This is a genomic window from Jatrophihabitans sp. YIM 134969 (assembly GCF_054456675.1).
The window spans coordinates 1-23,963 of record NZ_JBTJEQ010000061.1; the positions used below are offsets into that span (position 1 = coordinate 1).

General features: G+C 72.3%; 19 protein-coding genes and 1 pseudogene. 16 read left to right on the forward strand and 4 right to left on the reverse strand.

Going from position 1 to position 23,963, the window contains the following annotated elements:
* From ACXR2U_RS21625 to ACXR2U_RS21650, 6 genes are all read left to right on the forward strand, one after another.
* Window positions 1-405, forward strand: a 405-nt coding sequence (locus tag ACXR2U_RS21625) for a DUF5691 domain-containing protein (RefSeq protein WP_458827163.1), incomplete at its 5' end; no start/stop codon positions are given.
* Window positions 402-1,511: an ATP-binding protein gene (locus ACXR2U_RS21630; protein ID WP_458827164.1), complete on the forward strand. Its 1,110-nt coding sequence runs from the start codon at window positions 402-404 to the stop codon at window positions 1,509-1,511. The genes ACXR2U_RS21625 and ACXR2U_RS21630, both read left to right, overlap by 4 nt.
* Window positions 1,508-3,817, forward strand: a complete 2,310-nt coding sequence (locus tag ACXR2U_RS21635) for a DUF5682 family protein (protein ID WP_458827165.1) — start codon at window positions 1,508-1,510, stop codon at window positions 3,815-3,817. Before ACXR2U_RS21630 ends, ACXR2U_RS21635 begins: the two co-directional genes overlap by 4 nt.
* Complete coding sequence (locus ACXR2U_RS21640; RefSeq protein ID WP_458827166.1) at window positions 3,814-5,001, forward strand: VWA domain-containing protein; 1,188 nt, start codon at window positions 3,814-3,816, stop codon at window positions 4,999-5,001. Before ACXR2U_RS21635 ends, ACXR2U_RS21640 begins: the two co-directional genes overlap by 4 nt.
* 33 nt (window positions 5,002-5,034) lie before the next feature.
* Complete coding sequence (locus ACXR2U_RS21645; protein WP_458827167.1) at window positions 5,035-5,538, forward strand: DinB family protein; 504 nt, start codon at window positions 5,035-5,037, stop codon at window positions 5,536-5,538.
* Window positions 5,539-5,677: 139 nt separating this feature from the next.
* Window positions 5,678-6,904, forward strand: a complete 1,227-nt coding sequence (locus ACXR2U_RS21650; RefSeq protein ID WP_458827168.1) for an MFS transporter — start codon at window positions 5,678-5,680, stop codon at window positions 6,902-6,904.
* 15 nt (window positions 6,905-6,919) lie between these two features.
* Here ACXR2U_RS21650 and ACXR2U_RS21655 read toward each other — a convergent pair whose 3' ends face one another.
* A complete protein-coding gene (locus tag ACXR2U_RS21655) occupies window positions 6,920-7,750 on the reverse strand; it encodes a PaaX family transcriptional regulator (RefSeq protein WP_458827169.1) in 831 nt (276 codons plus the stop codon).
* Window positions 7,747-8,700: a glycoside hydrolase domain-containing protein gene (locus ACXR2U_RS21660; RefSeq protein WP_458827170.1), complete on the reverse strand. Its 954-nt coding sequence runs from the start codon at window positions 8,698-8,700 to the stop codon at window positions 7,747-7,749. The genes ACXR2U_RS21655 and ACXR2U_RS21660 overlap by 4 nt, the downstream gene beginning before the upstream one ends.
* 157 nt (window positions 8,701-8,857) lie before the next feature.
* Between ACXR2U_RS21660 and boxC the strand changes: the two genes are divergently transcribed.
* From boxC to ACXR2U_RS21695, 7 genes are all read left to right on the forward strand, one after another.
* Window positions 8,858-10,540 (forward strand): 2,3-epoxybenzoyl-CoA dihydrolase, encoded by a 1,683-nt coding sequence (boxC, locus tag ACXR2U_RS21665; RefSeq protein WP_458827171.1) that lies wholly within the window; start codon window positions 8,858-8,860, stop codon window positions 10,538-10,540.
* Between the two features lie 10 nt (window positions 10,541-10,550).
* A complete protein-coding gene (boxB, locus tag ACXR2U_RS21670) occupies window positions 10,551-11,972 on the forward strand; it encodes a benzoyl-CoA 2,3-epoxidase subunit BoxB (RefSeq protein ID WP_458827172.1) in 1,422 nt (473 codons plus the stop codon).
* Between the two features lie 55 nt (window positions 11,973-12,027).
* Window positions 12,028-13,629 carry a benzoate-CoA ligase family protein gene (locus ACXR2U_RS21675; RefSeq protein WP_458827173.1) on the forward strand — a complete coding sequence of 534 codons (1,602 nt, stop codon included), beginning with the start codon at window positions 12,028-12,030 and terminating at the stop codon, window positions 13,627-13,629.
* Window positions 13,626-14,486: an amidohydrolase family protein gene (locus ACXR2U_RS21680; RefSeq protein WP_458827174.1), complete on the forward strand. Its 861-nt coding sequence runs from the start codon at window positions 13,626-13,628 to the stop codon at window positions 14,484-14,486. The genes ACXR2U_RS21675 and ACXR2U_RS21680 overlap by 4 nt, the downstream gene beginning before the upstream one ends.
* Window positions 14,486-15,001, forward strand: a complete 516-nt coding sequence (locus tag ACXR2U_RS21685) for a gamma carbonic anhydrase family protein (protein WP_458827175.1) — start codon at window positions 14,486-14,488, stop codon at window positions 14,999-15,001. Before ACXR2U_RS21680 ends, ACXR2U_RS21685 begins: the two co-directional genes overlap by 1 nt.
* Entirely contained in the window at window positions 14,998-15,411 is a 414-nt protein-coding gene (locus ACXR2U_RS21690; RefSeq protein WP_458827176.1) for a GNAT family N-acetyltransferase, read from the forward strand. The genes ACXR2U_RS21685 and ACXR2U_RS21690 overlap by 4 nt, the downstream gene beginning before the upstream one ends.
* 297 nt (window positions 15,412-15,708) lie before the next feature.
* Window positions 15,709-17,013: an HNH endonuclease gene (locus tag ACXR2U_RS21695; RefSeq protein ID WP_458827177.1), complete on the forward strand. Its 1,305-nt coding sequence runs from the start codon at window positions 15,709-15,711 to the stop codon at window positions 17,011-17,013.
* On the opposite strand, the gene ACXR2U_RS21700 is transcribed toward ACXR2U_RS21695, so the two are convergent.
* Both ACXR2U_RS21700 and ACXR2U_RS21705 read right to left on the reverse strand, forming a co-directional pair.
* On the reverse strand, window positions 17,000-18,691 hold the full coding sequence (locus ACXR2U_RS21700) for a serine/threonine-protein kinase (RefSeq protein WP_458827178.1): 1,692 nt from the start codon (window positions 18,689-18,691) through the stop codon (window positions 17,000-17,002). The genes ACXR2U_RS21695 and ACXR2U_RS21700 overlap by 14 nt on opposite strands.
* Before the next feature lie 91 nt (window positions 18,692-18,782).
* Entirely contained in the window at window positions 18,783-21,044 is a 2,262-nt protein-coding gene (locus ACXR2U_RS21705; protein WP_458827179.1) for a serine/threonine-protein kinase, read from the reverse strand.
* 246 nt (window positions 21,045-21,290) lie between these two features.
* Between ACXR2U_RS21705 and ACXR2U_RS21710 the strand changes: the two genes are divergently transcribed.
* The 3 genes and pseudogenes from ACXR2U_RS21710 to ACXR2U_RS21720 form a co-directional block, all read left to right on the forward strand.
* Complete coding sequence (locus ACXR2U_RS21710) at window positions 21,291-22,886, forward strand: hypothetical protein (protein WP_458827180.1); 1,596 nt, start codon at window positions 21,291-21,293, stop codon at window positions 22,884-22,886.
* 9 nt (window positions 22,887-22,895) lie between these two features.
* A complete protein-coding gene (locus tag ACXR2U_RS21715; protein WP_458827181.1) occupies window positions 22,896-23,336 on the forward strand; it encodes a hypothetical protein in 441 nt (146 codons plus the stop codon).
* A pseudogene (locus ACXR2U_RS21720) lies at window positions 23,333-23,963 on the forward strand (hypothetical protein); the annotation flags it as partial. The gene ACXR2U_RS21715 and the pseudogene ACXR2U_RS21720, both read left to right, overlap by 4 nt.

Here is a 23,963-nt window from a genome sequence, read left to right on the forward strand (position 1 = left end):
CTGGTCGCCGCCGCCCCTCACCGCCCGGTCCTGCTGCCGCGGCGCGCTGAGCTGGTCGCGGCGCTGCCGGCGGCCCACCGCACCCGCGCGGTCGTCGCGGTGCTGGAGACCGCCCAACCCGCGGAGGTCGGCACCGTGCTGGCGGCCGCGCCGCGACCGTGGCACGACGACGTCGTCACGGCGTTCGCCCGGTGGTGGCGCCGGGCGTCACGGGCCACGCCCGGCCGCGACCTGCTCACCGTGCTGCCGGCCGTGGGTCGTTTCCTGCCCGCGAGCGAGGCGAGCGCGGTGTTGCTGCGCGAGGCGGCCGACCGCGCACCCGAGGGTGCGGTCTGGCCGCGGGCCGCCCGGGCCGCCGCCGAGACCATCGACCTGCGACGACGACTGCACGAGGAGCTCCGATGAGCGCATCACCCGTCACCACCGACGGTTCCGGTCTGCTGCGACCCCACGCCGAGCAGGCGTTCGCGGCCGAACTGGCCGCGCTCGCGGCGGGCGACGACCGGCCGCGACCGCCGTCGTGGCGGCTGTCGCCCGCGGCCGTCGTCACCTACCTGCTCGGCGGGGAGGCCGCCGACGGCACGCCGGTCACGCCCAAGTACGTCGGCCCGCGCCGGATCGCGGAGATCGCGGTGGCCACGCTGGCGACCGACCGCGCGTTGCTGCTGCTCGGGGTCCCGGGCACGGCCAAGACGTGGGTCTCCGAACACCTGGCCGCGGCGGTCTCCGGGCGCTCGACCCTGCTGGTGCAGGGCACGTCGGGCACGGCGGAGGAAGCCATCCGGTACGGCTGGAACTACGCCCGGCTGCTCGCCGAGGGCCCGACCCCGGCGGCCCTGGTGCCCTCGCCGGTGATGACCGCCATGACCGAGGGGGCGGTGGCGCGCATCGAGGAGCTCACGCGCATCCCGTCCGACGTGCAGGACGCCCTCATCACCATCTTGTCCGAGAAGACCCTGCCGATCCCCGAACTCGGCACGGAGGTGCAGGCCACCCGCGGGTTCTCGGTCATCGCCACCGCGAACGACCGCGACCGCGGCGTCAACGACCTGTCCTCGGCGTTGCGTCGTCGGTTCAACACCGTCGTGCTGCCGCTGCCCGACAACGAGGACGACGAGGTGGACATCGTCGCGCGGCGCGTCGAGCAACTCGGGGTGAGCCTGCAACTGCCGCCGGTGCCGCCCGCGCTCGAGGAGATCCGCCGTGTCGTGCAGGTGTTCCGCGAACTGCGCTCCGGGGTGACCTCCGACGGCCGGGCCAAGGTCAAGTCGCCGTCGGGCACGCTCTCGACCGCCGAGGCCATCTCGGTCATCACCCAGGGCATCGCGTTGTCCGCCCACTTCGGCGACGGCCTGCTCCGGCCGTCGGACACCGCGGCCGGGATCGTCGGCGCGGTGGTGAAGGACCCGGTCTCCGACCGGGTGGTGTGGACCGAGTACCTCGAGGCGGTCGTGCGGGAACGCCCCGGCTGGGGCGAGTTCTACCGCGCCTGCCGGGAGGTCACCGGGTGAGCGAGGTGCGGGTGCTCGGCATCCGCCACCACGGGCCGGGCTCGGCCCGCTCGGTCCTCACCGCGCTGGACGAGTTCGGACCCGACGCCGTCCTGGTCGAGGGGCCGGCCGACGCCGACCCGTTGGTGGCGCTCGCCGCCCTGGAGACCATGAGACCGCCGGTGGCGCTGTTCGCCTACGCCACCGACGCCCCGGACGTCGCGGCGTTCTGGCCGTTCGCGGTGTGTAGCCCGGAGTGGCAGGCGTTGCGGTGGGCGGCCGCGCACGGCGTCCCGTTGCGGTTCTGCGACCTGCCCACGACGCAGGTGCTCGCGGGCCCCGCGGAGCGCCGTGCCACCCGGCCCGAGGAGGGGCCCGCGGGGGAGGAGTCCGCGGAGGAGGCGGAGCAGGAACCGCTCGGCGAGCCCGACCCCGAGGCCGTCGCGATCCGCGCCGACCCGCTCGCCGCGCTGGCGTCGGCCGCGGGCTACGACGACGCCGAGCGGTGGTGGGACGACGTCGTCGAGTCCCGTCTGGGTGGTGAGCCGCCGTTCGCGGCGATCACCGAGGCCATGGCCGGTCTGCGCGCCGCCGTGGGTGACGCGGCCGCACCCGACCCGCGCGAGGCGGCGCGTGAGGCACGCCGCGAGGCCCACATGCGGCAGGTGCTGCGCGCCGTGCAGAAGGACGGTGCCGAGCGGGTGGCGGTGGTGTGCGGGGCGTGGCACGCCCCGGCGTTGACCGCACCGCTGCCCACGGCCGCGGCCGACGCCCGAACGTTGCGTGGTGCAACAAAGCGGAAGACGACGTTGACCTGGGTGCCGTGGACCCACACCCGACTCGCCACCGCGTCCGGCTACGGCGCCGGCATCACCTCGCCCGGGTGGTACCAGCACCTGTTCACCGTCCACGACCGACCCGTCACCCGGTGGCTGACCAAGGTCGGGCGGACGTTGCGCCGGCACGACCTCCCGGTCTCGTCGGCCCACGTCATCGAGGCCGTCCGGCTCGCCGAGACCCTCGCGGCCATGCGGGGTCGCCCGCTCGCGGGGCTGGCCGAACTGACCGACGCCACCCGGTCCGTGCTGTGCGAGGGCAACGACGTCGCGCTCGACCTGGTGACCCGCGAACTCGTGGTGGGCGAGGCCATGGGTGAGGTGCCGCCGGAGGCGCCGACCGTCCCGATCGAGACCGACCTGCGGGCGCAGACCCGCCGGCTGCGGTTGAAGCTCGACCCGCTCGCGCGGGTGGTGACCCTCGACCTGCGCAAGCCGGGCGACGTCGAGAAGTCCCGCCTGTTGCGGCGGTTGCAGGTGGTGGGGCTCGACTGGGCCACCCCGGCCGACGACGGCACCCGCAGCACCGGCACGTTCAAGGAGTCGTGGGAACTGCAGTGGCGACCCGACCTGGTCATCGCGCTGGTCGAGGCGTCGGTGTGGGGCGCGACGGTCGAGAGCGCCGCGACGGCCAAGCTGGTCGACCTCGCGGCCTCGGCCGAGCGGCTCGACGTCCTCACCGGTGCCGTCGGCAACGCCCTGGGCGCCGACCTGCCCGACGCGCTCGAGCAGGTGCTGGCCGCGGTGGCCGACCGGGCGGCCGTCGACCACGACGTCGTCCACCTCATGGCCGCGCTGCCCGACCTGGTCCGGGCGCTGCGGTACGGCAGCGTCCTCGGCATCGACACCGCCGCGCTCGGGCCGGTCGCCGACACCCTGCTGGTGCGCATCTGCACCGGCCTGCCCGGCGCCACCGCGGCCCTCGCCGACGACGCCGCGACCGAACTGCGCGCGCGCCTCGACGGCGTCCACGCGGCCGTGTTGTTGCGGGAGGACGACCCCGAGGGCCGGGCGCGCTGGCTCGCGACCCTGCAGGCCGTCGCCGCCCGTGACGGCGTCCACGGACTCGTGGCCGGACGGGTCGTGCGGTTGCTGCTCGACACCGGCGAGCTGGACCGCGACGTCGCGGCGGACGCGCTGTCGCGCGCGCTGTCGGTCGGTCCGTCCGCCGCCGAGAAGGCCGCATGGGCCGAGGGATTCCTCTCCGGGAGCGCCCAACTGCTGGTGCACGACGACGTCCTGCTGGCCGTCCTCGACACCTGGGTCGCCTCGCTCGCTCCCGAGGACTTCCTCGACGCGTTGCCGTTGCTGCGCCGCACCTTCGGCCGCTTCGCCGACCCGGAGAAGCGGACGATCGGCCAGCGGGTGCGGAACCTGCAGGCGGGTGCCGGCGGCCCGGGCAGCGCCGCGTTCGAGGACGACGTCGACCTGGACCTCGCGGCCGCCGCGCTGCGCACCGTCGGACGCATCCTCGCGGTGGGGCGGGCATGACCGAGCCGGCGCCGGACGACCGCGAGCGGCGGCGACGCTGGCGGCTGCTGCTCGGCCAGTCCTCGGACGCCGGTCTCGGGGTGTCGCTCGAGGGTGACGACCGGACCGTCGACGCCGCCATGGCCGCGGTCTACGACCTTCCCGCCGACGACGGTGAGGCCGGTACGCCCGCGCGGCGGCAGGCGGGACTCGGCGCGTCGGCCCCGCGGGTCGCGCGGTGGCTCGGCGACATCCGCAGCTACTTCCCCTCCTCGGTGGTGCAGGTCGTCCAGCGCGACGCCATCGACCGGCTCGGCCTGCGGTCGCTGCTGCTCGAGCCGGAACTGCTCGAGACCGTCGAGCCCGACGTCCACCTCGTCGGCACGCTGCTCAGCCTGTCGTCGGTGATGCCCGAGAGCTCCAAGCAGACCGCACGCCGGGTCGTCGCGCAGGTGGTCGACGAGGTCGAGAAGCGCATCGCCGACCGCACCCGTTCCGCGGTGTCCGGCGCGCTGAACCGTGCGGCCCGCACCCGCCGTCCGCCGCTGCGCGACGTCGACTGGAACCGCACCATCGCGGCCAACCTGCGTCACTACCAGCCCGAGCACCGGACCGTGGTCCCCGAACGGCTCGTGGGTTTCGGCCGCAAGCAGACCAGCGTGCACCGCGACGTCGTGCTGGCCATCGACCAGTCGGGGTCGATGGCGGCGTCGGTCGTCTACGCCTCGGTGTTCGGCGCCGTGCTGGCCTCGATCCGGGCGCTGCGTACCTCGCTGGTCGTCTTCGACACCGCGGTCGTCGACCTCACCGACCAGCTGTCGGACCCGGTCGAGGTGCTGTTCGGGACGCAGTTGGGTGGCGGTACCGACATCAACCGGGCCATCGCCTACTGCCAGACCCTCATCACGCGGCCGGCCGACTCGGTGTTCGTGCTGGTGTCCGACCTCTACGAGGGTGGCATCCGCGACCAGATGCTCGCCCGGATCGCCGCCATGGTCGACTCCGGCGTGCAGGTGGTGGTGCTGCTCGCGCTGTCCGACGACGGCGCGCCCTCCTACGACCACGACCACGCCGCGGCGCTGGCCGACCTCGGCGTGCCGGCGTTCGCCTGCACGCCGGACCTGTTCCCCGACCTGCTGGCCGCCGCGCTCGCCCGTGCCGACATCACGGCGTGGGCGCAACGCGAGGGGCTGCCGACCGGCTGAGCGTCGTCGGACCCACGGCCTAGCGTCGCGGGCGTGACCGAGACCCAGCGGCAGCCCGTCCCGCGCGTCGACACCGGCGAGCGCGAGACCGCGCTCGCGTTCCTGCGCTTCGCCCGCGAGAGCGTGCTGAAGAAGCTCGACGGTGTCGACGACGACGACCTGCGCCGTGAGCTCGTCCCGAGCGGGACCAACCTGCTCGGTCTGGTCCAGCACCTCGCGGCGAGTGAGTGGTACTGGTTCGGCTACACGTTCGGGGGCGAGGACCTCGGCGCTCCGCACGACGACCGCTACTTCAGCATGACGGTGCCGCCCGAGGTCACGACCGGCGACGTCGTGCGGGCCTACCGGTCCGCGTGGGAGCGCAGCGACGCGATCGTCACGGCGGCCGCCGACCTGGAGCAGCGGACCGCGGAGCCGGTCGACGGCCGGCCGATGTCACTGCGCTGGGTGCTCGCCCACATGACCAGCGAGACCGCCCGGCACGCGGGCCACGCCGACATCCTGCGCGAGCTGATCGACGGCGTCACCGGCCGCTGACGCGGGGGTTGGGACGAGTTCGGGGAAACCCCCGTCTGCTGCGTCACACCCCGCGGTCGTGGTCACGATCCGGCAACGTGGCTGCGTTTCCATGGACGACGCAAGACCTTCCCGCTCGTCCTGATCCCGGAGTTGCGCTGTGTTCTCCTTCGGGCACGTCCGCCGTGCCCTCCTCGCCCTCGCCGTCGGTGGTTTCGCCATCGGCACGGGGGAGTTCGTCATGCTCGGACTGCTGCCGCAGGTCGCCTCCGACCTCGCCGTCTCGATCCCGCACGCCGGGCAGTTGGTCGCGGCGTACGCGCTGGGCGTCGTCGTGGGGGCGCCGGTGCTGACGGCCTTCACGGTCAGGGGCCGCCGCAAGCGGGTGCTGATCGCGCTCATGGTCGCGTTCGCGCTCGGCAACGTCGCGTCGGCGCTCGCCCCCACCTTCGAGCTGGCGCTCGCCGCCCGGTTCCTCACCGGCCTGCCGCACGGCGCGTTCTTCGGTGTCGCCTCGGTGGCCGCGGCCGGGATGGTGCCGTCGTCGCGCAAGACCTCCGCCATGAGCGTGGTCTTCGCGGGCCTCACGATCGCCAACATCGTCGGCGTCCCGGCGACCACCCTCCTCGGGCAACACACCAGCTGGCGGCTGGTCTACGCGATGGTCGGGGTCATCGCGCTGCTGTGCGCGGCACTGGTCGTGGTGTTCGTGCCGGAGTCGTCCGGCTCGGAGTCAGGCTTGCGGCGCGAACTCGCCGCCTTCACCCGGCCGCAGGTCTGGATCACGCTGCTGGTCACGATCTTCGGCGGCGGCGGGTTGTTCGCGACCTTCAGCTACATCGCGCCGATGATGACGGAGGTCGCGGGCTACGCCGAGGGCAGCATCACCTACCTGCTCGTCCTGTTCGGGCTGGGCATGACCGTCGGCAACCTCGTCGGCGCCAAGCTCGCCGACCGCTCGCTCATGCGCACCCTCATCGGTGCGTTGGTGCTCGAGGCCCTCGTGGCAGGCGTGTTCGTGTTCGGCGCCCACGACAAGATCGCCTCGGCGGTGCTGATCTTCCTGTTCCCGGCGACCTCCCTCGCGGTCCTCCCGGCCCTGCAGAGCCGGATCATCACCCTCGCGGGCGGCGCCCCCAACCTCGCCGCGGCGTCGATCCAGGCGGCGTTCAACATCGCGAACTCGATCGGGGCCTTCCTCGGTGGCGCGGCCATCTCCGCCGGGTACGGCTACGCCTCCCCGAACTGGGTCGCGGCGTTGCTCATCGTGGTCGGGATCGGCTTCGCGGTCGCGTCGGTCGGGCTGGACCGGCACACCCGCGGACGCCCCGCGCCCGCCGAGGCGCAGGCGCCGGAGGCCGAGCTCCCGCAACCCGACTACGTGTAGGACGACGTCCGCTGGTCAGCCGGCGTCGAGCGTGCGCCAGGCCTCCAGGGCGGGCGCGGACCACCCATCGTGGCGCTCCCGGAACAGGTCCGAGGCGCGGTCGCCCGGCCAGTCGGCGGGCAGCAGGTCCCGCGGCAGCGTCGGGGCGATCTGCGGGAAGCGCCGCCACCGGTGGACGAGGTCGACCTGGCGTCGCAGGACGTCGTCGTCCTCGCCGGTCGCGAAGCGCGCGACGAACTCGGTGTAGGCCTCGGCCATCGCGTCGACGTCCCACGCGTCGCGGACCATCCGGTGCGCGTCACCCAGGGTGTGGCGGGCGACGAAGCAGTGGGCGTCGGTCACCCCGGCCTCGCCGAGCACCTGTTCGACCTCGGCCTGCCGGTCCGGGTGCGGGCTGATCCACGTCCCGGGGGCCACGGCTCCGAGCCCCGCCCACGACAGCCGGCTCCGGAGCAGGTGGCGGGCCTGACGGTCGGTCTCCGGGACCCGCGCCAGCACGACCAGCCACCGGCCGTCCCACGCCTCGTCCGCCGAGGTGAACCCGTAGATCCGGGCGGCACCCTCGGTGAGCAGACGCGAACCGGCCGGGGTGAGCGACCAGCGGGTGCGTCGTCCCTCGCGGGTCGAGCGCAACCAGCCCGCGGCGGCGGTGCGCATGATGGCCTGCCGCGTCGCCTTCTCCTCGACCGCCTGCCGGCCGAGGACGTCGATGAACGACGCCGTCCACGCCGACCCGCCGGTGGGCAGCACCAACTCGCCGAGCACGGTGAGCAACAGGCTGCGGGCGCCGGGTGCACCGCCCTCGTGCCGCCGCGACAGGGTCGGTTGCGGCCGGGCCGGGCTCACGGGTCCTCGCCGGGCGCGGGGGTGACCCGGCCGTCGGGGGAGAGCAGTCCGGGCAGGCCCGGGCGCACCTCGTCGACGTCGACGTAGTTGGCCGGGTCGAGCGACTCGCCGTACTGCCAGATGCCGGTCGACCCGGGCGGTGCGCACGCCGGGGTGAACGGCGCGAACGCCGGAGCCGTCCCAGGTCCCGAGGTCCCGCTGGGCGCGCCGATCTGCGGCTCGGGCTCGTTGCCGTCGATGACGACGTCGGTGCCGATCTCGGGATCCAGCTTCAACGCGGCGCAGTAGGCGGTCGGGAAGTCCCAGTCCGGGGCGGTGGAGTTGCCGTAGAACCCGACCCGGTAGTCCGAGCCGCGCACCGCCCGGTACCAGGCGCTGACGTACTCGCCGGTCGGTTCGCCCCGGCACGAGCCGACCTGCTCGAGGTCCTTGTACAGCCGCAGCCCGGCCGGCAACTTCCGCTGACGCGCCACGGTCAGGGTCTCGGCCGCGTCGGCCTGGGCCTGCGCGGCCGTCTTGTCGTTCCCGCAGATGTCCCCGCCACCGTTGCACTCGGAACAGTTGCTGTCAGGGACCAGGAAGTACAGGTAGACGTTGTGCGCCGCGGCCCACTCGATCTCGCCGTCGCGCAGCGCGTAGTTGCCGACGAGGTAGCGCCCCCACACCGCGGGCGTCGCGCCCCGGTACCAGGCCTGGACGGCCGCGAGGCCCTCGTCGCCCACCGGTCCCGACGAGTCGACCCCCCACCAGTAGCCGCCGGGCGTGACGCTGTTGGCGCGCGGCAGCGGCGGTGGGGTGGTGGGCGTCGGTGACGGGGTGGGACTCGGGGTGGTGACGGTGGCGACCTCGCTGGCCGTGACGGTCGGGTCGGCGCCGCCGGACCCCGCCGTGCACCCGGTCAGCGCGAGCACCGCCAGCACGACAGCGGCGCACCACCGGCGTCGTCGCACCGCGTCACCGTAGCGGGCACCTCACCGGTGAGTGGGGAGTTCGCCCTCCGAGTGGCGACCCACCCCTCGCCACGCGGCGGGTCAGGTCGTCACTCGCCGGGTTCGATTCTCTACAAAGTCTTGACTGACCTGCACGTCGGAGTAGTACTTTAAGATCATGGGCGACGAAGCCGTGGTGACCGGACGGGTCGAGTTCCGGGTCGACCCCTCGAGCTACCGGCACTGGCGGGTGAGCACCGACGGCCCGGTCGCCACCGTGGCCATGGACGTCGACGAGGCCGGTGGCCTGCGGCCGGGGTACGAGCTCAAGCTCAACTCCTACGATCTCGGCGTCGACATCGAGTTGTACGACGTCGTGCAGCGGCTGCGGTTCGAGCACCCCGAGGTGCGCACGGTCGTCATGACCAGCGCCAAGGACAAGATCTTCTGCGCCGGCGCCAACATCCGGATGCTGGCCGCCTCGCCGCACCCGTGGAAGGTCAACTTCTGCAAGTTCACCAACGAGACCCGCAACGGCATCGAGGACGCGACCGCGAGCTCGGGGCAGACGTGGATCGCCGCGCTCAACGGCACGGCCTCCGGCGGTGGCTACGAGCTCGCCCTCGCCTGCGAACACATCATGCTGGTCGACGACCGGTCCTCGAACGTGTCGTTGCCGGAGCTGCCGCTGCTCGGGGTCCTGCCCGGTACCGGCGGGCTGACCCGCGTCGTCGACAAGCGGCACGTGCGTCGCGATCTCGCTGACGTCTTTTCGACCAAGTCCGAGGGCTTCGGCGGGAAGAAGGCGGTGAGCTGGAAGCTGGTCGACGAAGCCGTCGCCCGGTCGGCCTGGGACGACACCCTGGCCGCGCGCGCCGCCGAGTACGCCGAACGGTCGTCGCGCCCAACAGGTGCCGTCGGGGTCACCCTCACGCCCCTGACCAAGGAACGCACCGACGACACGATCACCTACCCGCACGTGCGGGCCGAGCTGGATCGCGACCAGAAGCGGGTCGCCATCACGATCGTTGCACCCGACACCGATGCGCCCGCGACGCTCGACGCACTGGTCGAGGCGGGTGTGGACTTCTGGACCCTCGCGGTCACCCGCGAGCTCGACGACCTGATCCTCGACCTGCGCACCAACGAACTCGAGCTCGGCACCTGGACCTTCGAGACCGCAGGCGAGGCGTCACGGGTTCTCGCGCACGACAGGTTCCTGCTCGACCACGCCGACCACTGGCTGGCCAACGAGATCCTCCAGTACCTCAAGCGCACGCTGAAGCGCCTCGACGTGACGTCGCGCTCGCTGGTCGCGCTGGCCACGCCGGGCTCGTGCGTCGCCGGGTCGCTCCTGGAGATCATGCTGGCCTGCGACCGGTCGTTCGCCCTCGCCGGCGTCTTCGAGGACCTCGATCCCGACGCCACTCCCGCCGAGATCACGGTCGGGCCGCTCAACCTCGGCCCGTTGCCGATGGGCAACGGCCTGACCCGGTTGCAGACCCGTTTCCTGGGCGATGACGACGCGCTCGCAGCCGTCACCAAGAGCGAGGGTGAGGGGTTGACCGCCGAACGGGCCGAGGAACTGGGGCTGGTCACGTTCGCGCCCGACGACATCGACTGGGACGACGAGATCCGTCTCGCCGTCGAGGAACGTGGCTCGTTCTCGCCGGACGCGCTCACCGGCCTGGAGGCGAACTACCGCTTCGCCGGGCCGGAGACGCTCGAGACCAAGATCTTCGGCCGCCTGACGGCCTGGCAGAACTGGATCTTCATCCGTCCCAACGCCTCCGGCGAGGACGGCGCTCTGCGCAAGTTCGGCACCGGACAGCGCGCGACCTTCGATCGTCGACGAGTCTGAGGAGACCGACATGACGTCTGTGGCCGACTACACCGAGAAGATCCCGAACAACGTCGACCTGCACGAGGACCGTCGGTTGCAGCGGGCGCTGGAGTCGTGGCAGCCGAACTTCCTCAACTGGTGGGAGTCGATGGGGCCCACCCTGCCGACCGAGGACGTCTACCTGCGCACCGCGGTGAACGTCGGGCGCGACGGCTGGGCGCAGTTCGGGCACGTCGCGATGCGTGACTACCGCTGGGGGATCTTCCTCGCCGACCGCGACCGGGACCGTCGGATCGCGTTCGGTGAGCACAAGGGCGAACCGGCCTGGCAGAAGGTTCCGGGGGAGTACCGCGCCGACCTGCAGCGCCTCATCGTCATCCAGGGCGACACCGAGCCGGCGTCGGTGGAGCAGCAGCGCAACCTCGGAGCCACCGCGCCGTCGCTCTACGACCTGCGCAACCTGTTCCAGGTCAACGTGGAGGAGGGCCGTCACCTGTGGGCGATGGTCTACCTCCTGCACGCCTACTTCGGCCGCGAGGGCCGTGAAGAGGCGGAGGAGCTGCTGCACCGCAACTCCGGCAGCGAGGAGGCCCCGCGCATCCTCGGTGCGTTCAACGAGGAGACGCCCGACTGGCTCTCGTTCTACATGTTCACGTACTTCACGGACCGCGACGGCAAGTACCAGCTCGGAACGCTGAAGGAGAGCGGCTTCGACCCGCTGTCACGCACCTGCGAGTTCATGCTCAAGGAGGAGGCCCACCACATGATGGTGGGGACCACGGGCATCGACCGGGTGGTCGAACGCACGGTGCAGGTCATGAAGGAGTTCGACACCGTCGAGGTGGAGGCGCACGGCGCGATCTCCCTGCAGACCATCCAGAAGTACATGAACTTCCACTACAGCGTGTCCCTCGACCTGTTCGGGTCCGAGACGTCCACCAACGTCGCGAACTACTACACCGCGGGGATCAAGGGCCGGTGGATGGAGGAGCGGCGCAAGGACGACCACCAGCTCGGCAGCGACTCGATCATGATCGACAGCGTCGACGACGACGGCCGGATCGCGCAGACCGAGGTCTCCGCACTGGTCGGCCTCAACAGCGACCTGCGTCGGGAGTACGTGCGCGACTGCGAGAAGGGGCTGGCCCGCTGGAACAAGATCCTCGCCGACGCCGGGCTCTCCGAGCGGCTGTACCTGCCCTCGGTGGCGTTCAACCGCAAGGTCGGCGCGTACGCCACCATCGAGGCCTCACCCGACGGCCGTCGGCTCTCGGACGAGGAGTGGAAGGCCGCGCAGGGTCGCTGGCTCCCCACCGAGGTCGACAAGACGTACGTGCGCTCGCTCATGCAGCCCGTCCACGAGCGGGGGAAGATCGCGGCCTGGATCGCGCCTCCTCGCAGTGGTATCAACGACAAGCCCTTCGACTACGACTACGTCCACCTGAAGTAGTCCACGCCGACCCCGTCCGCCTGCCAGCGCACCACGGTCACCCCGGGAGACAGCGATGGAGCTGTTCAACGCCAGTGAGTACCTGCTCGATCGGCGCGTGGTCGCCGGGGACGGTGGCCGCACCGCGCTCGTCTGCGGGGAGCGGCGGCTGACCTACGCCGAGCTGCACGCCGCGGTCGAACGCGCCGCCGGTGGTCTCGCCGCCCTCGGGCTCCTGCCGGAGCAACGGCTGCTCATGGTCGTGGTCGACTGCCCGGAGTTCGTCGTGCTGTACCTGGCGGCGATGCGCATCGGAGCCGTGCCGGTCCCGGTCTCGACCATGCTCCGCGCCCCGGACATCGCCGACCTGCTCGACGACTCGCGGGCGCCGCTCGTCGCCGTCAGCGCAGCGCTGGCGCCGACGGTGGCCGAAGCGTTGCAGCAGGCATCGTTCGTACGCACGGTGATCGACATCGACGGCGCGGGCCTCGACGGAGGCGGCGCGACGGTCGTCGGGATGCCCGACGCCGACCCGGTGGCGGTCTACCCGACCACGGCCGACTCGCCCGCCTTCTGGCTCTACACGTCGGGCACCACCGGCAAGCCCAAGGGCGCGATGCACCGCCACGGGGCGATCTCGTCCACGTGCGAGACGTACGGCGCGCAGGTGCTGGGCATCCGGCCGGACGACGTCTGCCTCTCGGCGGCCAAGGCCTTCTTCGCCTACGGCCTCGGCAACTCCGTCCTGTTCCCCTTGGCGGTGGGCGCCGCCTCGGTCCTCCTGCCCTCGCCGTCACGTCCGGACGTCATCGCTTCGCTGGCGGCCGCCGAGCAGCCGACGTTGTTCTTCGCCGGCCCGACCTTCTTCGCCAACATGCTGCGGGCGGAGCTCCCGGCGGATGCCCTGGCGTCGGTGCGGCTGTGTGCGTCGGCGGGGGAGCCGCTGCCGGCCTCGCTCTACGAGCGGTTCACCCGCCACTTCGGGGTCGACATCCTCGACGGCATCGGCATGACCGAGATGCTGCACATCTTCCTGTCCAACCGCGAGGGGCAGGTGCGGCCGGGCACCACCGGCGTCGCCGTGCCCGGCTACGACCTGCAGCTGCGTGACGAGTCCGGCGGGGTCATCGAGGGTTCCGGTGTGCCCGGCACGCTGTTCGTGCGGGGGGCCTCGACCGCCACGGGCTACTGGTCGCGGTACGACGCCTCCCGCCAGGTGTTCCAGGGCGAGTGGTTGCGCACCGGCGACACCTACGTCCGTGACGACGACGGCTACTACGCGTGCCTCGGCCGTACCGGGGACATGCTCAAGGCCAGCGGCATCTGGGTGTCACCGGCCGACATCGAGGCGCGGCTGCTCGCGCACCCCGACGTCACCCAGGCCGTCGTGGTCGCGGCCACGGACGGTGACGGCCTCGAGAAGCCCGTGGCGTACGTGATCCTCGCGTCCGGTTCGTCGGTCGGGGAGGACGAGCTGCTGACGTTCTGCCGCGACGGCCTGCCGTCGTTCAAGCGGCCGCGCCGCATCCTCGTCGTCGACGAGTACCCGACCACGGCCACCGGCAAGGTGCGCCGGGTCGAACTCCGCGCACTGGCCGACACCGCGCTCGTCACCGCCGCGGCGGTCGCGGCGGGGACACCGGCCGCCGAGGTCGGCGGCGCCACGGTGCCGGTGTGACCCTCGACGGCCACCTGCTGGTCGACGTCCACCACCACACGCCGCGCCGCTCGACGATCAAGCCGGCCTGGAAGCAGTGGTCGCACGACTTCGGCGACGCCGCGGTGACCGCCGCCGTCTACCCCGACGGCGACCTCGTGTCGCCCGAGGGGTACGCGCAGGTGCTGCGGTCGGAGGGCGTCGACCTCGCTCTCACCATCGCCGAGTACAGCCCGAAGGCCACCGGTTACCAGCCGATCGAGGACCTGCTGCCGCTCGCCGCCCACGCCCCCGACCTGGTGCGCGTCATCGGGAACGTCAACCCGCACCTGCACTTCCCGGTGGAGGACGAGGTGCAGCGGCAGGTCGACCTCGGCGCGGTCGCGATCAAGATCCACCCGGTGCACGGCGGGTTCGCGGCCAACGACCGTGGCCTGTACGCCGCGTACGAACGCTGCCAGTCGTTGGGGATCCCCGTGGTCGTGCACTGCGGCACGTCGTCGTTCCCGGGGTCGTCGAACTCGTTCGCCTCGCCGGAGTTCCTCGACGACGTGCTGCGCGACTTCCGGTCGCTCGACGTCGTGCTGGCCCACGGCGGGCGCGGCTGGTGGTACGACGCCGCCGCGTTCATGGCGTTGGCCAACGAGCACGTGTGGATCGAGCTGTCCGGCCTGCCGCCGTCGCGGTTGCGCGAGTACTACGCCCGTCACCACTGGGACCGGCTGACCCGGCGGATGATCTTCGGGACCGACTGGCCCGGGGTGCCCGGCATCGCGCGGAACGCGCGTGCGATCGCCGCGTTGTGTGCGACGGACGAGGTGACGGGGCTCGTGCTGGGAGGAAATGCCGTGCAGGTCTACGGATTGCAGGTGAGCTGATGCCGATCTACGCCCTGGGCGACCACGAGCCGTCCATCCACCCCGACGCCTTCGTGCATCCCGACGCGGTCGTCATCGGGCGGGTGACGTTGGGTGCGTCGGCGTCGGTGTGGCCGGCCGCGGTACTGCGGGGCGACTACGGCGAGATCCGCGTGGGCGAGCGGACCTCGATCCAGGACGGCACGGTGCTGCACACCACCGAGGAGTGGCCGACGCTGATCGGGGCCGGTTGCGTGGTCGGGCACAACGCGCACCTGGAGGGCTGCCGGGTGGGCGACGGGTGCCTGGTCGGGTCGGGGTCGATCGTCCTGAACCGCGCGGTGGTCGAGGACCGCGCGGGTGTGGGTGCCGCCGCGCTGGTCCCCGAGGGGGCGGTCGTGCCGACCGGCGAGATCGCGCTCGGTGTCCCGGCACGGATGCGCCCGGCGCCCGACCTCGCCGACTGGGTGCGCTGGGGCGTCGAGGAGTACCTGCGGGCCATCGAGATGCACCGGGGCATGCGGAGGTTGTCGTGACGTTGTCGTGGACCAAGGAGGCGCGGCCGCGCTGGGACGAGGACAAGGACCGGGTGTTCACCGACGCCGACCTCGCGGCCGTGGGCCTTGGGTCGCGTCCGGCCGTCGGTGACGCCATCGCCGACGAGTGGTGGGCCGTCCGCTCGGACGACGACGTGGTCGGCTACGGCTGGTTGGACTCCGAGTGGGGCGACGCCCAGATCACGTTCTCCGTCGCCGCCGCCCACCGCGGCGCCGGCGTCGGGTCGTACGTGGTCGACTGCCTCGCCGACGAAGCCCGCGAGCGCGGCCTGTCGATCATCTACAACGTGGTCCCCGCGACGCACCCGGACCCCGCGGTCGTCACCGCCTGGCTCGAGGCGCGCGGCTTCGCCGACGCCGGCGAGGGTGAGCTGCGCAAGAAGGTGTGACGAGAGGCCTGGGTTGCCGGCTCTCGCCCGGTTCCGCGGAGCGGGCACGGTTGAAGCCGGGCACCGTTGGTGCCGGGCACGGGGCTCGAGGTCGCGGCGGTGCTCGACCCCGGCACCTGTGCGCCCAGCGGGTGGACTGGCGGTCGAGCTGGACCGGCCCGGTGGCCGGCGCCGAGGTTCACCGGATGTCAGGTGACACGGCATCGCGCGTGGCTGCGGCGGGGAGCTCGAAGGACCTGGGTCGAGAATCATCAGTATTCCATTGACTTTTCTCCCTGGACCGCTAGAATCGAACATATGACCAGTCGGCCGGTGGACCGCCTCGCGCGGATCGCCGAGCTGGACGCGCAACGCTGCCGACTGGCCGGCGAACTCGCCCGCGAGACCGCCGCGTTGGCGGCGGAACGGCAGGCCGCGATCGAGGTGGAGATCGACACCGTCCCGAAGCCCGGGGTCGGTGAGGCGCGGCGGCGGGAGCACGCCCGGCGGCAGCTGGTCGCCAAACTCGCTGCGGCGTTGAAGCTGTCGCCGTGGCAGGCGCGGCAGTACCTGCGGTGGGCGTGCGATGCGCCCGCCGACACCCCGGACACCCTCGCTCTCCTGGAGAAGGGTGAGCTGTCGGAGCGGCGGGCGCGGATCGTGTTCGAGCAGGTCGCACCGCTGGAGGAGCAGGTCGACCGGCAGATCGTCGACGCTGGCATCGCCGCGAACCTCGACGGCTGGGGTGACCGGACGCTCATGCAGCGGACCCGGGCCGCCGTGGCGGAGCTCGACCCCGCCGGTGCCTGCGCGAGGGCGGCGAAAGCCGCCAGCGAACGCCGCGTGACGACCCGGCCGGCTCCGGACGCCATGGGGTGGCTGACCCTGCTCGCCCCCATGGCGCAGGTCGTCGCGTGCCGCGCCGCCCTGGAGCACGTGGTCAAGGAGGCTCGCGCCGCTGGTGACCTGCGGACCCGTGACCACGTCATGGCCGACGTCGTGGTCGAGCGGATCACCGGACAAGCCGCCGCCGCCGCGGTGCCGGTGGCGATCCAGTTGGTCATCACCGACCGCACCCTGCTCGGCGTCAGCGACGCGCCCGCCCGATTGGCCGACGGATCACCCGTCCCCGCACCCCTCGCCCGGGCCATGGTCTTTGACACCGACGTCGCGCACCGGGTCCGCCGACTGTTCTGCGACCCGGCCGGGAGGCTCATCACCGCCGAGAGCGCCTCCCGGCAGTTCACGAAGGCGATGGCCGACTTCGTGGCGTTGCGCGACGAGGACACCTGCACCACCCCGTACTGCGACGCGCCCATCCGCCACATCGACCACCACGACCCGCACACCCACGGCGGGACGACCAGCCTGATCAACGCCCGCGGCATGTGCGTGTGGTGCAACGAAACGAAAGCCGACCGGGTCCCCGCTACGGCCTCACCACCGCCGGCAACCACCGCTCCGACCCGACCACCCGGCCGACCCCCACGCCGGTCCAGAGTCGAACGCCTCGTGAAACGCCGCATCGCCGCAGCACGGCGACCCCGCGCCACCGTGGAGTTCATCCTCGATCCCGGCCTGCGGGCCTACACGTGCAGCGCGCAACACTTCAGCCGAGGGTGAGACTGCCCGACCACACCCATCGCACCAGGGCGGGGATCGTGGTCGCGACGTGGTTCGGGGTGGTGGCGGCGAGGAGCACGACCCGCTCCGAGGGGTAGGTCCACGCGACGACCGCGTAGCCGTTGTCGTTGGTCGCGCAGTAGCGCACGGCCGACGGAGCTACAGCGGGCAACGGCTCCCGGGCGTTGGAGACGCCGTTCACCGCGCACTTGCCGACCGGGAGCCCGGCGAAGTCGAAGCTGTAGAGGTTGTGGGCGAGATACAGCTGCAGGTCTTGGTCCGAGGTGAACGAGACCGCCTCGACCTGCTCCGCCGGCGCGGCGGTGTCGGAGACGTAGCAGGCGACGTCGGCGGTCACGGCGGGCACAGCCGTGGCCGTGGCCGCGGTGCGGCCGACACACGTGCTCAGCCCGAAGCGGGTCGGGATCCGTGCTCCGAGGCGGCGTTCCGCCGCGGTGAGATCGCAACCCGTGGGCGCGTCGGGACCGGCGCCCACGTCGCAGGTGGAGGTCGTGCTCGGCTCCGAAGTGGGCGACGGACCGGCGGCGGCGGGGCGGCCCGAGCCACCCCAGAGCCCGACGGCGGTGACGCAGCCTGCCGCGAGGACGGCGGCGATGCCTGCCGCGGCGAACCATCTCGCGCGAGGTCGCCGGCGCGGACCTCCCGGCGATTCCTCGGTCGCCCCGTGTGGTGCATCCACCGGCGGGTCGGACTCCGAACCGGGTGCGTCCGTGGACGGCGGTTGCGAGCGCGGCAGGTCGAGTGCGGTCGGCACCGACGATGCGAACGGTTCCGTGGGAGCGGCCGTGACAGACGGGGACCCGGCCAACGGCGTGGTGGACCCGGCCGCCGCGTCGACCAACGCGGACCGTGCGGCCGCGGCCAGTGCACCGGCCGAGGGGAAGCGGTCGTCCGGGTTCTTCGCCAACCCTCGTTCGAGGACGTCGGCGAGCTCGCGGGGAACGCTGTCTCCCACGAGGGTGTCGAGCCGTGGCGCGGCGGTGTTCACCTGCTTGAAGAGGACCTGGTAGGTGTCGCCCTGGAAAGGCGGCTGGCCGGCGAGGCTCTCGTAGAGCACGCAGGCGAGTGAGTAGACGTCGCCGCGGGCGTCGTCGACCTCCCCGGCGATGCGTTCGGGTGCCATGTAGGCGACCGTCCCGACCAGCCCGGTCGTGGTCGCGCCCGACGACGTGTGGGCGTCGGATCGTGCGATGCCGAAGTCGAAGAGGTACGCGAACCCGACCCGCTGGCCGTCGCCCGCCCCGGACAGCAACACGTTGCCCGGCTTCACGTCGCGGTGGACCAGCCCGGCGTCGTGAGCGGCGTCGAGGGCGGCCGCCACCTGCGCGGTGACGTCCACCGCCTCGGCGACGGACAGTGGACCGTCGCCGAGCACCGTGCCGAGGTCGACGCCGTCGACGAGGCGCATGTCGAGGTAGAGGCGACCGTCGATCTCGCCGAAGTCGTGGATCGGGATCACGTGCGGTTCGCGTAGCCGTGCAACGGTCTGACACTCCCGGGCGAACCTGGTACGGAAGTCAGCGTCGTCGGCGAGGTCGGCGAGCAGGACCTTCACCGCGACGACGCGGTCGCGCCGGGTGTCGAACGCCCGGTGGACCTGGCCCATGCCGCCGCGACCGAGGACCACCTCGAGGCGGTAGGGGCCCAACTGGGTCACGGGACGACCTCGCGAACGCGCTCACAGGGGCGGCTGTCGCGGTCACCCTAAGCGACGTGAAGAGCCGCCGGAAGACTCTCGGCCCTGCCACTCACTTCTTCTCTTCGTACGTCCGTCCGCAGATGTAGGTGTCGCCGCCGATGTTGCGCAGCAGCAGGGAGTACTCGAGCGTCGAGCTCGTGCCGCTGTCGAGCTTGACGTCGAGGGTGTAGTCCAGCTGCCGGGCGCCGTCGTCGACGGTGGTCTTGTCGTAGCTGCTGGCGTCGTGGTCGATGGTGAAGCTGAACTCGTCGTCGGGGAGGTTCTCCTCGAAGTCGGTGCGGTACTCGGGGCACACGATCGCGAGTGCGGCGTCGAGGTCGTCGGCGTCGGTGGCGATGAAGAAGTCCTCCGCGGTGCTGATCGCGGCGTCCTCGGTCGGTGCGTCGGTGTCGTAGTCGGTCGGGGTGTCGGTGGGGCTCGGGGTGTCCGAGCTCGACGACGAGGAACTGGTGCCGGCGGTCGGGCTGCCGGTGCCGAAGTCGTTGCCGCCGATCGCCTCGGTCGACAACGACGGGATCGGCGTTCCGCCGTTGCCGCCGAACGCGCCTGCCCCTGCAGCGATCCCGAGGGACCCTCCGACGACGACGACCGCCGCGATCAACCCGATGACCAGCGGCTTGCGGCTGCGACCGCCGCGGTCGGCGGGTGGGCCGCCGAACCCCGGCGGGGGTGGACCGGACGGGCCGCCCGGAGGCCGACCCGAGCCACCGGCCGGCGCACCCGGTCCGACGAACGACGGGGGCCACGAGGTCGACCGCTGCGGGGCCGCCTGCTGGCCGGACGGTCCCCAGTTCGCCGCCGGTGCGTTCGGCTGCGGCGCTCCCTGGGGTCGCGGGGTCTGGGGTCGCGGGGTCTGGGGTCGCGGGGTCTGGTGCTGCTGCGGAACCGGTGTCTGGTGCAACGGTCGTGGGGTCTGCTGCGGCAGGGGTGTCTGCGGTCGCGGCTGCTGCGGCGACTGGGGAAGCGGCGTCTGCGGGCGAGGCGTCTGCGGCAGCGGGGTCTGCGGCAGTGGGGTCTGCTGCGACGGCGTCTGCGGCAGCGGGGTCTGCGGAGGTGTCTGCGGCAGTGGGGTCTGCTGCGCGGGGTTCTGGGGAAGTGGGGTCTGCTGCGCGGGGTTCTGGGGAAGCGGGGTCTGCTGCGCCGGTGTCTGCGGCAGCGGCGTGTCCGGACGGGCCTGCGGTTCGGCCGCGGGAGTCGGCGTCGCGGTGGCCGCCGCTTCCTCGGTCGCCGGCGCCGCCGCGTCGACAGGCGCACCCGCCACGACGTCGGCCACCGTCGACAGCGCGGGGTCGTCGGTCGCGGCGTGACGGCCGGCGGCACCGGCCGCGGCGGCGGGCGGGAACGTCGGCCCGAAGGTGGTCGGCGGGGCGGGCGTGGCCGATCCGGTGTCCTGCCGCGGACGGCGTGAACCGGGCGGCGGCGGGATCACGCGGCGGGTGACGGGCGGGGCCGCGACGTCGACGCGTTCGATCGGGAGGGTGGCGACGGCCGCCCGCATGGCCCGCGCGAACTGTCCGGTGGTCTGGAACCGCTCGGAGGGATCCTTGGCGACCGACTGGCGGAACGCGTCGTCGAGCGCCGGCGGGATGTCGTCGCGGGCCGAGCGCATCGACGGCACGTCGTGGTTGACGTGCGCGTACATCACCTGGAAGGTCTCGCCGAGGTACGGCGGCTTGCCGGTCAGGCACTCATAGAGCACGCAGCCGAGCGAGTAGATGTCGGCGCGGTGGTCGCCCGGGTCGCCGCTGATGCGCTCGGGCGCCATGTACGCGAGTGTGCCGACGGTCTGCGAGGTCGTGGTGAGGGCCGTCCCCCCGTAACCGGGCAGGGCGCGCGCGATGCCGAAGTCGACCAGGTAGGCGAACGCCCCGGACCGTTCCTCGTCCATCCCGGTGACCAGGACGTTGTTGGGCTTGACGTCGCGGTGGACCAGCCCGCTGTCGTGGGCGGCGCCGAGGGCGGCCGCGACCTGGCCCACGATCTCGACCGCCGCGGCGGGCGCGAGGGTTCCCTCGTTCTCGACCACGGTCGAGAGGTCCACGCCCTCGACGAGGCGCATGTCGAGGAACAGTCGGCCGTCGACCTCGCCGAAGTCGTGGATGGGGATGACGTGGGGTTCGTTGAGTCGCGCCGCCATGCGTGACTCACGGCGGAAGCGGGCCTTGAAGGTCTCGTCGACCGCGAGTTCCGGAGGCAGCACCTTGAGCGCCACGGTCCGGCCGCGTTCGGTGTCGAACGCCCGGTACACCTCGCCCATGCCGCCGCGCCCGATGAGCGCCTGGAGCACGTACGGGCCGAACTGCTCCTCCACGACACAGCCCCTCGAACAGTCCGTCACGACGGCCCGCACCGGTGGACGACACGGACGGGCGGGGGACAGCGTAGCGGCCGGACCGGACATTCGGCTTGCCGGGAAGACACCGGGCGAAGCGGTCGGCCCGAAGGGGCGCGATCGAGGTTCGTTGCCCGAACAGGCTTCTGTTCCGGGTCCGCTGTGGTTAGCCTCCGGATTCGTCGCTTGACGACACCCTGACCTCATCCCGACCTGCCGCGGAGGATGTGCGTGTCCCACCCCGCTCACCCGACGGTCCCGTCCGTGCCCACGGGTCGTCCCGCGCCGCCGGCGCCCCCGCCCGGCGGCACGGCCCCGGGCGACCTCACCGAGGAGTTGCTGCGCTCGGACTGGTGGCACGACGACATGCTCGCGCGCGCCGGCATCCCTGTCGTCGACGTCCCTTTCGTGAGTATCGGTGGGGGTATCGGGTCGTTCGTCACCGTCGACTACCTGCGGATCGCCGGCATGCGCACCGACCAGATCAAGGTGCTGTCGAACATCGACTTCCCGTGGCAGACCTACGAGTATCTGACCCGGGTCTCGCAGATCCCGCGGCCGGAGCGGATCCGGTCGGACTCGGCGTCGCGGCCGGACAACATCTGGGGTTTCCCGTCGTACGCCGTCGAGGAGGCCTGGCGGCAGAAGTCGCTGAAGTCGCTGTGGCAGGTGCTGGTCGAGCCGATCTGGGCCGACTACTACACCCCGCGCGCCGGCATGGTCTTCGAGAACCTCGACCGTGAGGCCAAGCGCATCAAGTGGTGGGACATGCTGGTCAAGGGCCAGGTGCGGATGATCCGGCGCCGTCAGGGTGGCGGCTACTTCACCATCCTCACGCCGCCGCCGGGGGCGAGCCCGACCCGTCGTGTCGCGTTCCGGTCGCAGTACGCCCACCTCGCCATCGGTTACCCGGGTCTGAAGTTCCTTCCCGACCTGCAGAACTTCCGCATCGACCGGCAGGACTTCCACCACGTCGTCAGCGCCTACGAGGACCACGAGCACGTCTACAACCAACTGCGCACCCGGCCCGGGACGGTGTTCATCCGCGGCGGTGGCATCGTCGCCTCGCGTGTCCTGCAACGGTTGATGGACGATCGCGCGAAGTACGGCCTGCGGACCGAGATCGTCCACGTGTTCCGTACCTACGTCACGGGGTCGCACGGCCCGAACGCCTGGTCGCGTCGCAAGGGCGGCAACGGCTTCGCCTACCAGGGGTTCAACTACCCGAAGTCGGTGTGGGGCGGCCAGCTCAAGGCCAAGATGCGACGTCTCGAGGGCCAGGAACGCGCCGACGCCTACAAGGGCATGGGCGGCACGAACACCCCGTGGCGGCGCAGCTGGCAGCGGCAGATGAACGAGGGCCGCAGCGCCGGTTGGTACAAGACGTTGTCCGGCACGGTCGACACGATGGACCTGCTCCCCGACGGCCGGATCGTCAGCACCGTCAAGACGCCGGGCGGTGTCTTCGACATCGCGGCCGACTTCGTCATCGACTGCACGGGGCTCGAGGCCGACATCACCGAGCACCGCGTGCTCGCCGACCTGCTCGAACACAGTGGCGCGGGCCGCAACCCCGTCGGCCGGCTCGACGTCGAACGGACCTTCGAGTTGCGGGGCGCGGCCAGCGCACCCGGCCTGCTCTACGCCTCGGGGTCGCCGACCCTGGGCGGGTACTTCCCGGGCGTCGACACCTTCCTCGGCCTGCAGGTCGCAGCCCAGGAGATCGCCGACGACCTCGCCCGCCGCGGCTTCGTCAAGCGCATCGGTCCCGCCCGCTCCGTCTCGCAGTGGCTCAAGTGGGCCCGCAACAAGCAGATCTGAGGACGTCGCGTGCTGCCCACCCTGCCCGGTCGCATCCAGAGCCGGATCTTCTTCCTCGCCACGGTCGGTTCGATCGTGACGCTGATCGTCGTGCCGTTCCTGCCGGCCGACGGCGCCTCACTCGGTGACAAGTACGAGACCGGGTTCATCGTCCTCGCGACCGTCGCGGTGGTCGGCATCGTCTGGGAGTGCCTGTACCACCTGCTCATGCAGTGGCGGTGGGAGAAGGACTGGCCGACGTTGTTCGGGCTGGTGACGATGGTGCCCGAGGGGATCGTCGTGTTCCTGCTCGTCGACAACGGCATCGTGCCGGGCATCGAAGGCCCGGTGAACAAGGTGTACTTCATCGTCCAGTTCGTGCTCGTGTGGCTCGCGGTGTGGATCGTGACCAACGGCCCGTTCCGGGTCTTCTCGATCCACTGGCGCTTCCGCGGCGGGAGGCTCGTGTGAGCACGCCGCTGTCCGCCCGCCCCGTCCCCGGCGAGGGATTCCTCGCCCTGCGCGACGGTCTCGGGATCCTGTGCGCCGCCACCGGTGAGGCCGCCGCCCGCGTCGTCGACCTGCTCGACGAGGTCGCGGCGGCCGGCGGCGACGGCCCGGTCTGGTGCGACCGGCTCGAGACCGCGTTCCCCGCGGCGCAGGCGCCGGGCCTGGTGGCCTGGGGCCCGATCGGGGGTTCCGACGCCGTCGAGGTCGTCGTGCACGGCCCGGCCTGGGTCGACGTCGTGACGACGGCGGCAGAGCAACGCCTCGTCCTGCGCCAGCAGCAGTCGACCGCGCTGCGCGCCGGGGTGCCCGGTGGGCTCACGGGGTTGACCGCGTCGCTCGACGTTCCCGGCCCGGTCGAGCCGTCCGGGCCGTGGCGCCTGGACGCCGGTGTGGTGCCGGCGTCGGCGGTCGTCCTGAGCACCTCGGCCGCCTCCGACGCGGCTGCGGCTCCCGCGGCCGAGGCCGTGCGGATGTCCAAGCACGCCCAGCCCGTCACCCGCCGCGTGATCCCGCCGCCGCCCGGTTCACGCCGTCCGCGGCAGGACACCGGATCGGCCACGCCCGCCCCGCCGACCACCTTCGGGCCGA

What these genes read in the sequence shown, in the direction of transcription:
- ACXR2U_RS21630 (WP_458827164.1), top strand. Translation starts at nt 402, where the DNA reads ATGAGCGCATCACCCGTCACCACCGACGGTTCCGGTCTGCTGCGACCC.
- ACXR2U_RS21640 (WP_458827166.1), top strand. Translation starts at nt 3,814, where the DNA reads ATGACCGAGCCGGCGCCGGACGACCGCGAGCGGCGGCGACGCTGGCGG.
- boxC (WP_458827171.1), top strand. Translation starts at nt 8,858, where the DNA reads ATGGGCGACGAAGCCGTGGTGACCGGACGGGTCGAGTTCCGGGTCGAC.
- boxB (WP_458827172.1), top strand. Translation starts at nt 10,551, where the DNA reads ATGACGTCTGTGGCCGACTACACCGAGAAGATCCCGAACAACGTCGAC.
- ACXR2U_RS21675 (WP_458827173.1), top strand. Translation starts at nt 12,028, where the DNA reads ATGGAGCTGTTCAACGCCAGTGAGTACCTGCTCGATCGGCGCGTGGTC.
- ACXR2U_RS21685 (WP_458827175.1), top strand. Translation starts at nt 14,486, where the DNA reads ATGCCGATCTACGCCCTGGGCGACCACGAGCCGTCCATCCACCCCGAC.
- ACXR2U_RS21695 (WP_458827177.1), top strand. Translation starts at nt 15,709, where the DNA reads ATGACCAGTCGGCCGGTGGACCGCCTCGCGCGGATCGCCGAGCTGGAC.
- ACXR2U_RS21710 (WP_458827180.1), top strand. Translation starts at nt 21,291, where the DNA reads ATGTGCGTGTCCCACCCCGCTCACCCGACGGTCCCGTCCGTGCCCACG.